Genomic DNA, 13,304 nt, shown 5'->3' with positions numbered 1-13,304 from the left:
CCGGGCGGTTGTCGCCGGCCCGGGCGCGCGGGGGAGCGCGGTGCGGCGCGACCCCGTGGCGGCTTACAGCCAGCCTTTTTCCTTGTAGAAGCGCGCCGCACCTTCATGCAGCGGTGCCGACAGGCCGACCTTGATCATGTCCTCGGCCTTGAGATCGGCAAACGCCGGGTGCAGACGCTTGAAGCGCTCCAGGTTGTCGAACACCGACTTGACCAGCTGGTAGACCACTTCCGGATCGGCCTTGGCGCTGGTGGACAGCACCGCCTTGCCGCCGATCGAGACGGTCGGCGTGTCGTTGCCCTTGTACAGGCCGCCGGGGATTTCGGCCTTGGTGTAGTAGCTCTTCTCGGCCAGCAGCTTGTCGATTTCGGCGCCGGTCACCGGCACCAGTACGGCATCGACGGTGGTGGTGGCTTCCTGGATCGCGCCGTTGGGATGGCCGACGAAGTAGGTCATCGCATCGATGTTGTTGTCACCCAGCGCGCTGGCCTGCTCGGCCGGCTTGAGCTCGGAGGCCAGGGCGAACACCGACTTGTCCCAGCCCTTGACGCGCATGATCTCATCGAGGGTGTCGCGCTGGCCGGAGCCGGGGTTGCCGATGTTGACGCGCTTGCCCTTGAGATCATCCAGGCTGGCGATCTTCGCATCGCGGCGCGCGAGCAGGGTGAACACCTCGCTCTGCAGGGAGAACACCGCGCGGATGTCCTCCATCGCGCCTTCGGCTTGGAACGGTGCCTCGCCCTGCATGGCCTTGTACTGGTGGTCGGACTGCATAATGCCGAAGTTGAACTCGCCACTGCGGATGCCGTTGACGTTGGCCACGCCGCCACCGCTGGCCGGGGCGTTGCACTTGATGCCGTGCTCGGCGCTGCCGCGGTTGAGGAAGCGGCAGATGGACTGGCCGGCGACGTAATAGACGCCGGTCTGCCCGCCGGTGCCGATGGTGACGAACTTGTCCTGTGCCTGGGCGGTGCCGGTGAGCGAGAGACCTGCCAGGGCGGCCGACAGGGCCAGGATCAGCGATTTGCCTTTCTGCATGGTGAACGTCCTTCTGCATGTCATGGAAGCGCGTCAGCACCCCGGCGGGATGCGAGCCCTTGCAGTGTAAGCCGGAAAAACTCCGGCCGGTTGTTTTCAGTCCAGCAGGGCCAGCAGCAGGGCGGCGCTGTGCAGGTCCGGGGTGCCGTCATGGCGCTGCGGGTGATAGCGCATCTGGAACGCCGCCAGCACGTTGCGGGTTGCCTCATCCCACTGGCCATGCTGGGGGACGGCAAAACCAAGCCGCTCAAGCTGGTGCTGGAACCAGCCGGCGCCCGGCAGCTGCGCGCCCAGCTGGGCGCGGTGCTGGCTGACGCGGGCCGCATCCGGCCAGTCGATCAGCCCGGCGCGGGCCAGTTGCTCCCAGGGGAAGCGCGGCCCCGGATCGACCTTGCGCTGCGGGGCGATGTCGCTGTGGCCGACGATGTTCACGGGTGCCACGCCATGGCGCTCGCGCAGGTCCTGCAGCAGGCGGATCAGGGTGTCGATCTGCGCCTGCGGGTAGGGGTGCCACTGGCGGCCCGCGGGGGTATCGGTGAAGCCTGGATTGACCAGCTCGATGCCGATCGAGCTGGCATTCAGCCAGGTCCGCCCGCGCCACTGGCTGTCGCCGGCATGCCAGGCCCGGCGGTTTTCATCGACCAGACGGTAGACCTTGCGCCCGTCGGCGGGGATCAGGTAGTGGGCGCTCACGCCGCCCCGGGTCAGGGCCTGCAGGGAGCGCGGCAGGTCGCTGGCGGTGTAGTGGATGACGATGAATTCGACACGGCTGTTCTGATCGCGGGCGCGCAGGGAGTCGTCGATGCGCAGGCCGGTGCCGCAGCCGGTCAGCAGCAGGGCGAGGAGGAGCAAGGAGGCAGTTCTGAGGGTCATGGCGGTCGTTCAGGGGCCGGGCACAGGGCGCAGCGGGGTGAGGGTTCAGGGGCTACAGAGTGGCAGGGGCGGCTGCAGGGCGCCGGGCAGGCGGATGTCCACCGCGACCGGCAGGTGATCGGAGACGGGCAGATCGATGACCTGCATGCGCTCCAGCGTCAGCTCCGGGCTGAGCAGGATGTGGTCGATGCAGCGCTGCGGTTGCCAGCTGGGGTAGGTGGCACAGGCCTGCGGAGCGATCAGGCCCAGATCCCGCAGCGGCGAGTGCTCGAGCAGCTCGGTAGCGTGGGTGTTCATGTCGCCCATCAGCACGCAGTGGCGGTGATCCTCTAGGCGCTCGCGGATATAGGCCAGCTGGCGGGCACGGGTGCGGGCGCCGAGGGCCAGGTGCATCACCACCACCAGCAGGGCGTCGTGACCCTGACCGAAGCGGGCGAAGATCGCCCCACGGCCGCGGGGTCCGGGCAGCGGATGATCCTCAAGCTGCTGTGGCTGCAGGCGACTGAGCAGGCCATTGCTGTGCTGGGCGAATGGCCCGAGGTTGCGGTTGAGCTGCTGGTACCACCAGGGAAAGCCGGCCAGCTGGGCGAGGTGCTCGACCTGATTGATATAGCCGGAGCGCAGGCTGCCGCCGTCCACTTCCTGCAGGGCCACCAGATCAAAATCGCCCAGCAGGGCGGCGATCTGCTGCAGATTGGCCGCCCGTTCGCGGTGCGGCAGCAGGTGCTGCCAGCTGCGGGTCAGGTAGTGGTGGTAGCGGCGGGTGCTGATGCCGACCTGGATGTTGAAGCTGAGCAGGCGCAGGTGCTCGCCGAGGCGTGCCTCGGCCTGGGGATTGTGACGCGCCTCATCCCGGCGGGCGGGGCGCGTCTTGAGCCAGTGCCTGAGCATGGCCTGTGCCGCTTAGCGGGCGGCACGCTCCTGCTCGATCAGGTGATCGGCGACCTTGAGGGCGCCCTGGGCACCGCCAGCGCTGCCCAGATCAAAGCGGTACTTGCCGTTGACGATCATCACCGGGACGCCGGTGATCTGGTAGGCCATGGCCAACTTGCGGGCCTTCTCCATCTGCCCCTTGATGGCAAAGGAGTTGAAGGTCTTGGTGAAGGCTTCGGTATCGATGCCCTGGGTGGCGAGGAAGGCGGTGATTTCCTCGAGGTTGGCGAGCTTCTTGCCCTCGCGATGCAGGGCATTGAAGATCGCGGCATGGACCTTTTCGTCGGCCTCCATGGCTTCCAGGGTCAGGAACAGCTGGCCGTGCAGGTTCCAGACGCCACCGAACAGGGCGGGAATGCGCACGAAGTTGACGTCTTCCGGCTGTTTGCCGGCCCACTCCAGCACATGGGGCTCAAACTGGTCGCAGTGCGGGCAGCCGTACCAGAACAGCTCGACCACCTCGATCTTGCCCGGTTGCGAGACAGGGACTGGGCTGCCGATCTGTACGTACTCACGGCCAGCCTGGAAGGTGTCACTGGCCTGTGCGGCGGCACCGAACAGGCCGATGCCGGCCACGACGGCGGAAAGGATCAGGTTACGCATGCAAGACTCCTGGGGATGCTATGGCCGCGCACGACGCGCCGGGGCCGCGAACAGGTGCTGATTCTAGGACAGCGGGGCATGAAAAAGGGCAGCCAAGGCTGCCCTTTTTGTATTGCAGGCTGCTGCGGTGAACTCAGTGCAGGCCTTGAATGTAGCTGGACAGCGCTTCGATATCTTTGTTGCTCAGCTTGGCGGCGATCGAGCGCATGATCATGCTATCGCCGTCGTTATTGCGGATACCTTCGCGGAAGTTGTTCAGCTGCAGGGCGGTGTACTGGGCATGCTGACCGCTCAGGCGCGGGAAGGCAGCCAGATCGTTGCCCTCACCGTTGGGCGAGTGGCAACCGGTGCAGGCCGGCATGCCGGTTTGCAGGTTGCCGCCACGGAACAGGGCCGCACCACGCTCGACCAGCGCCGGATCAGCCTGGCCGATGCTGCCTTTCTGGCTGGCATAGTAGGCGGCGATATCGGCCAGGTCCTGATCGTTCAGGTTGGTCAGGATGCCGGTCATCTCGACCACCTGACGCGCACCACTCTTGATGTCATGCAGTTGCTTGAGCAGGTAACGCTCACCCTGGCCAGCCAGTTTCGGGAAGTTAGGCACCATGCTGTTGCCATCCGGGCTATGACAGGCCGCGCACACGGCGGTCTTGGCTTGTCCTGCGGCGGCATCACCAGCAGCCTGTGCCAGACCAGTCACGCCCAGGGTCAACAGCAGACTCACGAGTAGTTTGTTCATCAGCTAATCCAACTACGGCTAAGTGGGAAGATGGTGGGCGGACTTACTTGCTCATCCACTCGATGACGGCCTTGTAGTCCTCGTCGGAGCAGTCCATGCACAGGCCACCGGCGGGCATGGCATTCAGGCCATTCTTCACGCTGGCCAGCAGGGCGTCAGTGCCCTTGGCCAGGCGCGGGGCCCAGGCAGCGGCATCACCTTTCTTGGGCGCGCCGGCGACGCCGGCGGCATGGCAGGCCAGGCAGGCCTTGTTGTACACCGCTTCGGGATCCTGAGCGGCCTGCACGGAAGCAGTCATGGCAACAAGCGATGCGGCAATCAGCAGCTTTTTCATGGTCGACCTCTTCATCATCAGGTGAGAACAGCCCAAGCTCTGCTGGCGGGTCCGTTCAGGCAACTCCGGCTCGAGTATCAAGCGCACACAAAATCCGTGGCATTATATACACGCGCCGTCAAAACGGAAACGGAACCACCGCCCGCGACACTGGGTCGCAGCTTCTCCAGTCATCGTCCGGCCGCGCCTGCAGCCGGCAGCCAACAGGCCCCGCCCCGCCATGTCTGTCAAGAACCCCATCCTTGGGCTGTGCCAGCAGTCCAGCTTTATCATGAGTGCCGCCCAGGTCGATCAGTGCCCGCCTGATGAAGGTTATGAAGTGGCCTTTGCCGGGCGCTCGAATGCCGGCAAATCCAGCGCGCTGAACACCCTGACCCACGCCCGTCTGGCGCGTACCTCGAAGACGCCGGGGCGCACCCAGCTGCTCAACTTCTTCCGTCTCGACGATCAGCGTCGGCTGGTCGATCTGCCCGGTTACGGCTACGCCAAGGTACCGATCCCGCTCAAGCAGCACTGGCAGCGTCACCTGGAAGCCTATCTGGGCAGCCGCCACAGTCTGGTCGGCGTGGTGCTGCTGATGGATGTGCGCCATCCGCTGACCGAGTTCGACCGCATGATGCTCGACTGGGCGCAGGCCAGCCAGCTGCCGATCCATGTGCTGCTGACCAAGGCCGACAAGCTGACCTACGGCGCGGCCAAGAATGCCCTGCTCAAGGTGCAGAAGGACATCCGCCAGGGCTGGGGTGAGGGTGTGGCCAGCGCGCAGCTGTTCTCCGCGCCCAAGCGTCAGGGCATCGAGGAGGCCCTGACGGTGCTGGCCGACTGGATGGGCCTGAGCGGGCCGGCCCCGGAGCCGGACAGCGCGCCGGCCTGACGCACCACCTTCGCCAGGCAGCGGATCTCGCGAGACCGGGCAGGCTGCAGCCCAGTCTCGCCCCGCGATCAGGCGCTCAGTGCGCCTCGTCCCAGTTGCTGCCCACGCCGGCTTCCACCAGCAGCGGCACGTCCAGTACGGCGGCACCGCTCATCAGCGGCAGCAGCCCGGCCTTGAGTGCCTCGACCTGATCCTCGCGCACCTCCAGCACCAGTTCGTCGTGCACCTGGAGGATCATCCGTGCATCCAGCCCGCTGCCCTCTAGCCAGGCGTCCACCGCGAGCATGGCGCGCTTGATGATGTCGGCGGCAGTGCCCTGCATCGGCGCGTTGATCGCGGTGCGCTCGGCGGCCTTGCGCAGCGCACCGTTGCGCGAGCGAATCTCCGGCAGATACAGGCGGCGACCGAACAGGGTCTCGACATAGCCCTGCTCGCTGGCTTGCTCGCGGGTGCGCTCCATATAAGCCAGCACGCCTGGATAGCGAGCGAAGTAGCGCTCGATGTACTCCTGCGCCTCCTTGCGCTCGACGCCCAGCTGCTTGGCGAGACCAAAGGCGCTCATGCCATAGATCAGACCGAAGTTGATCGCCTTGGCGCGACGGCGCTGCTCGGCGCTGACCTGCTCCAGCGCGACGCCGAACACCTCGGCGGCGGTGGCGCGGTGCACGTCGCGGTCGTGGCGGAAGGCATCCAAGAGACCCGCGTCCTGGGCCAGGTGGGCCATGATGCGCAGCTCGATCTGCGAGTAGTCGGCGGCCAGCAGCCGGTAGCCGGCCGGCGCGACGAAGGCCTGGCGGATGCGCCGGCCCTCGGCGCTGCGGATCGGGATGTTCTGCAGGTTGGGGTCCGAGGATGACAGCCGCCCGGTGGCGGTCACCGCCTGGTGGTAGCTGGTGTGGATGCGCCCGGTGCGCGGGTTGATCTGCTCGGGCAGCCGGTCGGTATAGGTACTCTTGAGCTTGCTGACGCTGCGGTAGTCGATCAGCACCTGCGGCAGCGCATGGCCCAGCTCGGCCAGCTCGACCAGCACGCTCTCGGCGGTGGAGGCCTGGCCCTTGGCGGTCTTCGACAGCACCGGCAGGCCGAGCTTGTCGTAGAGGATGGCGCCGAGCTGCTTGGGCGAGGCGAGGTTGAACTCCTCGCCGGCCAGCTCGAAGGCCTGGCGCTCGAGCTGCTGCATCTTCTCACCGAGCTCCACGCTCTGCTCGCCGAGCAGCCGGGCATCGACCAGCGCGCCGTGGCGCTCGATGCGCGCCAGCACCGGCACCAGCGGCATCTCAATCTCGCGGAGCACCTTGGCCAGCGTCGGCTCGGCTTCGAGTTTGCCCCACAGGGTCTGGTGCAGGCGCAGGGTGACGTCGGCGTCCTCGGCGGCGTAGGGGCCGGCCTGCTCGAGGGCGATCTGGTCGAAAGTCAGCTGCTTGGCGCCCTTGCCGGCGATGTCCTCGAACTTCACCGTCGACTGGCCGAGGTATTTGAGCACCAGGCTGTCCATGTCGTGGCGGGTGGCGGTGGAATCCAGCACGTAGGATTCGAGCATGGTGTCGAAGGCCACGCCGCGCACCTCGATACCGTAGCGGGCGAGGATGTTGATGTCGTACTTGGCATGCTGGCCGACCTTGGCCTTGCTCGGGTCTTCCAGCAGCGGCTTGAGTGCAGCGAGCACCGCGTCGCGATCGAGCTGCTCGGGCACGCCCATGTAGCGGTGCGTCAGCGGCACGTAGGCGGCCTCGAACGGCGTGAGTGCGAAGGAGATGCCGACCAGCTCGGCCTGCTGGGCGTCGAGGCCGGTGGTCTCGGTGTCGAAGGCGAACAGTTCGGCGGCTTCGAGCTTCGCCAGCCAGGCGTCGAACTGCGCCTGCTCCAGCACGGTCTCGTAGCGGGTCTCGATGGCCGCTGCCGCCGTCTCGTCCGTCGGCGCGCTCGCGTCAGGTGTATCGCCCGCAGCGGCATCCGGCGTCACGCTGGCGCTGGCCTTGCCGTCACGCAGCAGGTCGTTCAGCCAGCTCTTGAACTCCAGGGTGCGGTACAGCTCGATCAGCGCGGCGCGATCGATCTCGCCCGGATGCAGTTCGTCGAGGTGCACGTCGAGTGCCACGTCGGTCTTGATGGTGGCCAGCTGGTAAGACAGGTAGGCCATCTCGCGGTGTTCCTCGAGCTTGGCCGGCAGCGACTTGGCGCCGCGGATCGGCAGCGCCGGCACCTGCTCCAGATTGGCGTAGATCAGGTCGAGGCCGCCGCCCAGACCCTGCAGCAGACCCAGCGCGGTCTTCTCGCCGACTCCCGGCACGCCGGGGATGTTGTCGACCTTGTCGCCCATCAGCGCCAGGTAGTCGATGATCAGCTCCGGGCCGATGCCGAACTTGCCGATCACCCCGTCGCGATCCAGATAGGTCGGCGGGTTGGTCATGGTGTTGACTAGGGTGACGTGGCCGTTGACCAGCTGGGCCATGTCCTTGTCGCCGGTGGAGATCAGCACCGGGCGGTCGGCAGCAGCGCTGGAGCAGGCCAGGGTGCCAATCACGTCGTCGGCCTCGACGCCCTCGATGCACAGCAGCGGCAGTCCCAGCGCCTTCACGCAGGCGTGCAGCGGCTCGATCTGCACGCGCAGGTCATCGGGCATCGGCGGGCGGTGCGACTTGTAGTGCTCGAACAGCTCGTCGCGGAAGGTCGGCCCCTTGGCATCGAACACCACCGCGAACGGGCTGTCCGGATACTGCCGGCGCAGGCTCAGCAGCATGTTCAGCACGCCCTTCACCGCGCCGGTGGGCAGGCCGGCTGAGGTGTGCAGCGGCGGCAGGGCGTGGAAGGCGCGGTACAGGTAGGAGGAACCGTCCACCAGGACGAGAGGGGCTAGACTCATGGGGAAATCGACTCTTGGGCAATCCGACCGGAGTAAGATGACAGGGTCATACACTCAGCAAATAGACAAGGTTACCACCATGCGCGCACTCAACCGTCTGCTGCTCGCGGGCCTCTTGGCCAGCACCTCACTGGCGGCCATCGCCGAGGAAGATGTCACGCCGGCCGCCGAGCCGGAGGTCACCATCCGTCAGGAAGGCGACCGCACCGTGCAGGAATACCGGATCAACGGTTTCCTGTATGCCATCAAGGTCACCCCCAAGACCGGCAAGCCGTACTTTCTGGTCCGCGCCGATGGCGACAACAACTTCATCCGCGCCGATCACCCGGATCGGCTGATTCCGCAGTGGGAAATCTTCCGCTGGTAACCCGGGTGCTCGGCCACCCCCTGTGCTGGGAGCGATGCCATGTCGGTCTTTACCCCGCTGCAACACGCTGAACTGGCGGCGTTTGTCGCGCCGTATCAACTGGGCCGCCTGCTGGCCTTCGAGGGCATCGCGGCCGGGACGGAGAACAGCAATTTCTTCGTCAGCCTTGAGGCCGGCGAGTGCGTGCTGACCCTGATCGAGCGCCCGGAGCGTCAGGCGACGCTGGGCTTTGTGGTGGCGCTGCTTGACCGGCTGGATGCCGCGGGTCTCAAGGTGCCCCACGCCCTGCGCACCCGCGAGGGGCGGGCGATTGGTGAGCTGGCGGGGCTGCCGGCGCTGCTGCAGCCGCGTCTGCCCGGGCGGCATGTGCTGCAGCCGGGGGTGGCACATTGCCGGGCGATCGGTGACTGGCTGGGACGTCTGCACCAGCTCACCCGCGAGGCGGCGCTGGAGCAGCCGAATGATCGCGGCTTCGACTGGATCCTCGAGGTCGGCCCGCTGCAGGCGCTGTCACTGCCCGAGGCGGAACGTGCGCTGCTGGCCGAGACGCTGGCGGAACTGGCTGGCGAGCGTCAGCATCTGGAGAGCTTGCCGCAGGCCAACCTGCACGGCGATCTGTTCTGCGATAACGCGCTGTTCGAGGGCGCGGAGCTCAGTGGGGTGCTGGATTTCCACAATGCCTGCCTCGGGCCGATGCTGCTGGATCTGGCCATCGTCGCCAATGACTGGTGCAGCGAGCCTGATGGGCGTCTGGATGCGCCGCGTCTCTCGGCATTGCTCGGGGCCTACGGCGCGCACCGGCCATTCGTGGCCCGCGAGGCGCTGCTCTGGCCGCTGGTGCTGCGCGCGGCGGCGCTGCGCTTCTGGCTGTCGCGCCTGATCGCCGCGCAGGCCAACGCCGGGCAGGCGGTGCTGATCAAGGACCCCGGCGAGTTCCGCCAACGGCTGGAGCAGCGCCGCGTGGCGGTGCCGGGGCTGCCGTTCGCGCTCTGAGCCGGGGCTGTCCAGGCGAGGGGTTGTCGCCTATGGTGCGTGTACAACAAGAACGAGTACCTCATCATGGACCTGCGACAACAACGCCTGCGCGTGCTCTGCGCCGGCATCTTCAGTCTGCTGCTCACCCTGGGGCTGGCGCGCTTTGCCTATACGCCCCTGCTGCCGCTGATGCAGGCCCAGGTCGGGCTGGGCGTGGCGGCGGCCGGCTGGCTGGCGGCCATCAACTATACCGGCTATCTGGCTGGCGCCCTGCTGGCCTCGCTGATCAGTGACCCTGCGCTCAAGCTGCGACTCTATCGCCTCGGTCTGCTGGCTGCATTGCTGAGCACCTGGCTGATGGGGCTGACCACCGATGTCGGATGGTGGGCGCTGTCGCGCTTTGTCGCCGGGCTCGGCAGCGCGGCGGGCATGCTGCTGGGCACCGGGCTGATCCTCAACTGGCTGATCCGTCATGACCTGCGCGGCGAGCTGGGCATCCACTTTTCCGGCATCGGCCTGAGTATCGCCGGCTGTGCGCTGGTGGTCGGGCTCTGCAGTCTGTGGCTGGACTGGCGGATGCAGTGGTTCGTGCTGGGCGCGCTGGGCGTGCTGCTGCTGATTCCGGCGCTCCGCTGGATGCCGGCCCCAGCGACCGTCGGCAGCTCCGGCGGAGCGGCGCTGGCCGATCAGCCGCCGGGGCGGCTGTTCTTCACGCTGCTGCTGGTGGCGTACTTCTGCGCCGGCATCGGCTATGTGGTGAGCGCTACCTTTATTGTCGCGATTGTCGAGGCGCTGCCGGGGCTGGCAGGGCAAGGCACCTGGGTGTTTCTGGTCGTGGGCCTGGCGGCGGCGCCTGGCTGCATCTTCTGGGATCTGCTGGCCCGGCGCACCGGCACGCTCAATGCGCTGATCCTGGCTGCGCTGCTGCATATTGCCGGTATCCTGCTGCCGCTGTGGGGCGGATTGGGCGCGGCGCTGGCCGGGGCGGCGCTGTTCGGGCTGACCTTCGTCGGCATGGTCAGTCTGGTGCTGAGCATGGCCGGGCGCTTCTACCCCTCGCAGCCGGCGCGGATGATGGGGCGCATGACGCTGGCCTATGGCGTGGCCCAGATCATCGCCCCGGCGCTGACCGGCTGGCTGGCGCTGCGTCTGGGCAGCTACGACGCCGGGCTGTATCTGGCCGCTGCCGCAATGCTGCTGGCCAGTGGCTTGTTGCTGATCCTGCGGCGTCTGCCACCGGCGGCGCCGGCACGCTGAGCGAGAGAGGGCCAGAGCCGCTTTTGGCGGCTGGCTAGTACAGAAGGGAAGAGCACGCCGGGCCGGCTTGTGGACGGGGGCGTGTGCCGGCTGCAAGCAGCGCGACAGGCGCGTGATCGAGGGGGTGGCGATGGTCTGGCCATCGCGCCGCCGCTGCGGGGTACCTGACAAGACCTGGCAACGATCACGAGCGCGCGCACGGTACGCCCTGCGGCGCCAGGGGTCAATCCTGCGTGGCATGCGTTGCGATTATCGCCCCAAGGTTCGATAATCGCCGACCTTTGTTGTGCCCCGTTCGAGGAATACCCGTCATGAGCGACGCTCGCCCGACCCAGCCAACCCTGGCGCCGCCGCCCTACATCTCACCGGCCAAGCGCATCGAGGGTCTGAGTGGCGACCCCAACTTCATGACCTCGCTGGCGCGAGGTCTGGCGGTGATCAATGCCTTCCAGGAGCGCAAGCGTCACCTGACCATCGCCCAGATCAGCCACCGCACCGAGATTCCCCGCGCGGCGGTGCGGCGCTGCCTGTACACCCTGATGCGCCTGGGTTACGTCACCACCGATGGCCGCACCTACTCGCTGCTGCCCAAGGTGCTGACTCTCGGGCACGCCTACCTGTCCTCGACCCCGCTGGCCGTCTCGGCGCAGCCGTTCCTGGACCGGATCAGCGAGCAGCTGCACGAGGCCTGCAACCTGGCAAGCCTTGAGGGCGACGAGGTGCTGTACCTGGCGCGCTCGGCGATTCCCCAGCGGCTGATTTCGGTGGATCTGAGCGTGGGCAGCCGCCTGCCGGCCTACTGCACCTCGATGGGCCGCATCCTGCTGGCCGCCCTCGACGACGCCAGCCTGCGCGATTACCTGAACCACGCCGACCTGCAGCCCAAGACCAGCCGCACCCTGCACAGCGCCGAGGCGCTCTGGGAGTGCCTGCAGACCGTGCGCGCGCAAGGCTGGTGTGTGGTCGATCAGGAGCTGGAGCAGGGCCTGCGCTCGATCGCCGTACCGGTGCGCGATGCCGCCGGGCATGTGCTGGCAGCGATGAACGTCAGCACCCATGCCAGCCGGGTCAGTCGCCAGGATCTGGAAGTGCGCTTCCTGCCGGCCTTGCTGGCCGCCAGCCGTGAGCTGAGTCTGCAGCTGTTCCATTGACGCCCTTCGGGCGGCGAGGGGTGGAAAGTCAAGGCAGCTGGTGTGCTGGGTTGATAAAGCGTGCGATTGTCGGACATTGCTGTGCGGCATTCGCACAAATCGCCTATTCTAGAGTGACCAGCCTTCCATCGCGGGCGCTGGGGAGTGTTCTTGGCCAGGCTGGCTGTCACTGCATGGCACGCGGTCGCCGCTTCCTGAGGCGGCTTGCCGACTGAGCACATGCAGACGGAGTCGGTGCGAGCGACAGACAATGCTGCACCGGGGTTCTCGACCAGTACAACGAAGAGCGACGAGCGCTATGAACGGCCGCCTGTTGAACGACAAGAGTCAGATTTTCGCCCACGCCGATCCTCATGCCGTGTCCGAATACGTCAATGAGCATGTCGGCTCGCACTGCATTCGTCTGGCCCGGCACGCCCAACCGGCGGCCAGCCTCAATCACCGCACCTTCGGCAGCCTCGACCTGTGTCGGATCAGCTACGGCAGCAGTGTGCGGGTGACCTCCTCGGCGCTGGAAACCATCTACCACCTGCAGATCCTGCTCAAGGGTCACTGCCTGTGGCGCGGTCGCGGTCAGGAGCACTACTTCACCCCCGGCGAGCTGCTCCTGATCAACCCGGATGATCCGGTCGATCTGACCTACTCCGACGACTGCGAGAAGTTCATCCTCAAGCTACCGGCCAACCTGCTCGACAAGGCCTGCAGCGATAACCAGTGGCGTCGCCCGAGTACCGGCATTCGCTTCACGCCGCGTCACGAGCTGAGCCGGCTGGAAGGCTTCGGCAATCTGCTCGGGCTTGTCTGCGAGGAGGCCGAAAGCGATCACGGCCTGCCGGTGGTGCAGGAGCAGTACTCGCGGATCATCGCCAACAAGCTGCTGGCCCTGCTGGACAACAATGTCAGCCGCGAGCCGGCCAATGGCAGCTGCCCGTCTTTTGAGCGCATCGTCCAGTACATCGAGGACAACCTGCGCCAGGACATCAGCCTCGAGCAGCTGGCCGAGCTGGCGCGCATGAGTCCGCGCTCGCTGTATGCGCTGTTCGAGCGCAACGCCGGCACCACCCCCAAGAGCTACATCCGCCAGCGCAAGCTGCAGCACATCCGCGATCGCTTGAGCGATCCGGCGGCGGCGGTGCGCAATGTCACCGAAGTGGCGCTCGATTACGGCTTCCTGCACCTTGGACGCTTCTCGGAAAGCTACAAAAGTGCCTTCGGCGAGCTGCCCTCCGACACCCTGCGCCGGCGCGGCTGATACCGGCGCTGCCGTTGATCGGTAGCGCCGCGGCAGAAACTTCCC

At 66.8% G+C, this 13,304-nt stretch carries 13 protein-coding genes; 6 read left to right on the top strand and 7 right to left on the bottom strand.

Going from position 1 to position 13,304, the window contains the following annotated elements:
* Nucleotides 1–63: 63 nt before the first annotated feature.
* The 6 genes from MXC11_RS01310 to MXC11_RS01285 form a co-directional block, all read right to left on the bottom strand.
* Complete coding sequence (locus MXC11_RS01310) at nt 64–1,038, bottom strand: TAXI family TRAP transporter solute-binding subunit (RefSeq protein WP_250004145.1); 975 nt, start codon at nt 1,036–1,038, stop codon at nt 64–66.
* 96 nt (nt 1,039–1,134) lie between these two features.
* The gene (locus MXC11_RS01305; RefSeq protein ID WP_250004143.1) at nt 1,135–1,911 is read right to left on the bottom strand and encodes an N-acetylmuramoyl-L-alanine amidase; all 777 of its coding nucleotides are present in this window, start codon (nt 1,909–1,911) and stop codon (nt 1,135–1,137) included.
* Nucleotides 1,912–1,956: 45 nt separating this feature from the next.
* On the bottom strand, nt 1,957–2,802 hold the full coding sequence (locus MXC11_RS01300; RefSeq protein ID WP_250004141.1) for an endonuclease/exonuclease/phosphatase family protein: 846 nt from the start codon (nt 2,800–2,802) through the stop codon (nt 1,957–1,959).
* 12 nt (nt 2,803–2,814) lie between these two features.
* On the bottom strand, nt 2,815–3,447 hold the full coding sequence (locus tag MXC11_RS01295) for a thiol:disulfide interchange protein DsbA/DsbL (protein WP_250004138.1): 633 nt from the start codon (nt 3,445–3,447) through the stop codon (nt 2,815–2,817).
* A 133-nt stretch (nt 3,448–3,580) separates the two neighbouring features.
* Complete coding sequence (locus MXC11_RS01290; RefSeq protein WP_250004136.1) at nt 3,581–4,186, bottom strand: c-type cytochrome; 606 nt, start codon at nt 4,184–4,186, stop codon at nt 3,581–3,583.
* Between the two features lie 43 nt (nt 4,187–4,229).
* Nucleotides 4,230–4,520 carry a c-type cytochrome gene (locus MXC11_RS01285; protein ID WP_250004135.1) on the bottom strand — a complete coding sequence of 97 codons (291 nt, stop codon included), beginning with the start codon at nt 4,518–4,520 and terminating at the stop codon, nt 4,230–4,232.
* Between the two features lie 220 nt (nt 4,521–4,740).
* Between MXC11_RS01285 and yihA the strand changes: the two genes are divergently transcribed.
* Nucleotides 4,741–5,394: a ribosome biogenesis GTP-binding protein YihA/YsxC gene (gene yihA / locus MXC11_RS01280; protein ID WP_250004132.1), complete on the top strand. Its 654-nt coding sequence runs from the start codon at nt 4,741–4,743 to the stop codon at nt 5,392–5,394.
* Between the two features lie 76 nt (nt 5,395–5,470).
* Here yihA and polA read toward each other — a convergent pair whose 3' ends face one another.
* A complete protein-coding gene (gene polA / locus MXC11_RS01275; RefSeq protein ID WP_250004123.1) occupies nt 5,471–8,257 on the bottom strand; it encodes a DNA polymerase I in 2,787 nt (928 codons plus the stop codon).
* A 79-nt stretch (nt 8,258–8,336) separates the two neighbouring features.
* Here polA and MXC11_RS01270 point away from each other — a divergent pair, with 79 nt between their 5' ends.
* The 5 genes from MXC11_RS01270 to MXC11_RS01250 all read left to right on the top strand — a co-directional run bounded on the left by MXC11_RS01270 (nt 8,337) and on the right by MXC11_RS01250 (nt 13,259).
* A complete protein-coding gene (locus MXC11_RS01270) occupies nt 8,337–8,624 on the top strand; it encodes a DUF2782 domain-containing protein (protein WP_250004121.1) in 288 nt (95 codons plus the stop codon).
* 39 nt (nt 8,625–8,663) lie between these two features.
* Entirely contained in the window at nt 8,664–9,617 is a 954-nt protein-coding gene (locus MXC11_RS01265; RefSeq protein ID WP_250004119.1) for a homoserine kinase, read from the top strand.
* 66 nt (nt 9,618–9,683) lie between these two features.
* Entirely contained in the window at nt 9,684–10,856 is a 1,173-nt protein-coding gene (locus tag MXC11_RS01260; RefSeq protein WP_250004117.1) for a YbfB/YjiJ family MFS transporter, read from the top strand.
* Nucleotides 10,857–11,167: 311 nt separating this feature from the next.
* The gene (locus MXC11_RS01255) at nt 11,168–12,007 is read left to right on the top strand and encodes an IclR family transcriptional regulator (RefSeq protein ID WP_250004115.1); all 840 of its coding nucleotides are present in this window, start codon (nt 11,168–11,170) and stop codon (nt 12,005–12,007) included.
* 298 nt (nt 12,008–12,305) lie between these two features.
* Nucleotides 12,306–13,259, top strand: a complete 954-nt coding sequence (locus MXC11_RS01250) for an AraC family transcriptional regulator (RefSeq protein WP_250004113.1) — start codon at nt 12,306–12,308, stop codon at nt 13,257–13,259.
* Nucleotides 13,260–13,304 lie beyond the last annotated feature (45 nt).

The sequence above is a fragment of the Pseudomonas eutrophicaquae genome, from assembly GCF_023544715.1.
GTDB lineage: Bacteria > Pseudomonadota > Gammaproteobacteria > Pseudomonadales > Pseudomonadaceae > Geopseudomonas.
The sequence above is the reverse complement of the archived record's forward strand: the minus strand, read 5'-3'. Positions and strand labels throughout refer to the sequence as shown.

Coding starts and splice junctions, on each gene's coding strand:
- MXC11_RS01310 (WP_250004145.1), bottom strand. CDS start 1,038: ATGCAGAAAGGCAAATCGCTGATCCTGGCCCTGTCGGCCGCCCTGGCA.
- MXC11_RS01305 (WP_250004143.1), bottom strand. CDS start 1,911: ATGACCCTCAGAACTGCCTCCTTGCTCCTCCTCGCCCTGCTGCTGACC.
- MXC11_RS01300 (WP_250004141.1), bottom strand. CDS start 2,802: ATGCTCAGGCACTGGCTCAAGACGCGCCCCGCCCGCCGGGATGAGGCG.
- MXC11_RS01295 (WP_250004138.1), bottom strand. CDS start 3,447: ATGCGTAACCTGATCCTTTCCGCCGTCGTGGCCGGCATCGGCCTGTTC.
- MXC11_RS01290 (WP_250004136.1), bottom strand. CDS start 4,186: ATGAACAAACTACTCGTGAGTCTGCTGTTGACCCTGGGCGTGACTGGT.
- MXC11_RS01285 (WP_250004135.1), bottom strand. CDS start 4,520: ATGAAAAAGCTGCTGATTGCCGCATCGCTTGTTGCCATGACTGCTTCC.
- yihA (WP_250004132.1), top strand. CDS start 4,741: ATGTCTGTCAAGAACCCCATCCTTGGGCTGTGCCAGCAGTCCAGCTTT.
- polA (WP_250004123.1), bottom strand. CDS start 8,257: ATGAGTCTAGCCCCTCTCGTCCTGGTGGACGGTTCCTCCTACCTGTAC.
- MXC11_RS01270 (WP_250004121.1), top strand. CDS start 8,337: ATGCGCGCACTCAACCGTCTGCTGCTCGCGGGCCTCTTGGCCAGCACC.
- MXC11_RS01265 (WP_250004119.1), top strand. CDS start 8,664: ATGTCGGTCTTTACCCCGCTGCAACACGCTGAACTGGCGGCGTTTGTC.
- MXC11_RS01260 (WP_250004117.1), top strand. CDS start 9,684: ATGGACCTGCGACAACAACGCCTGCGCGTGCTCTGCGCCGGCATCTTC.
- MXC11_RS01255 (WP_250004115.1), top strand. CDS start 11,168: ATGAGCGACGCTCGCCCGACCCAGCCAACCCTGGCGCCGCCGCCCTAC.
- MXC11_RS01250 (WP_250004113.1), top strand. CDS start 12,306: ATGAACGGCCGCCTGTTGAACGACAAGAGTCAGATTTTCGCCCACGCC.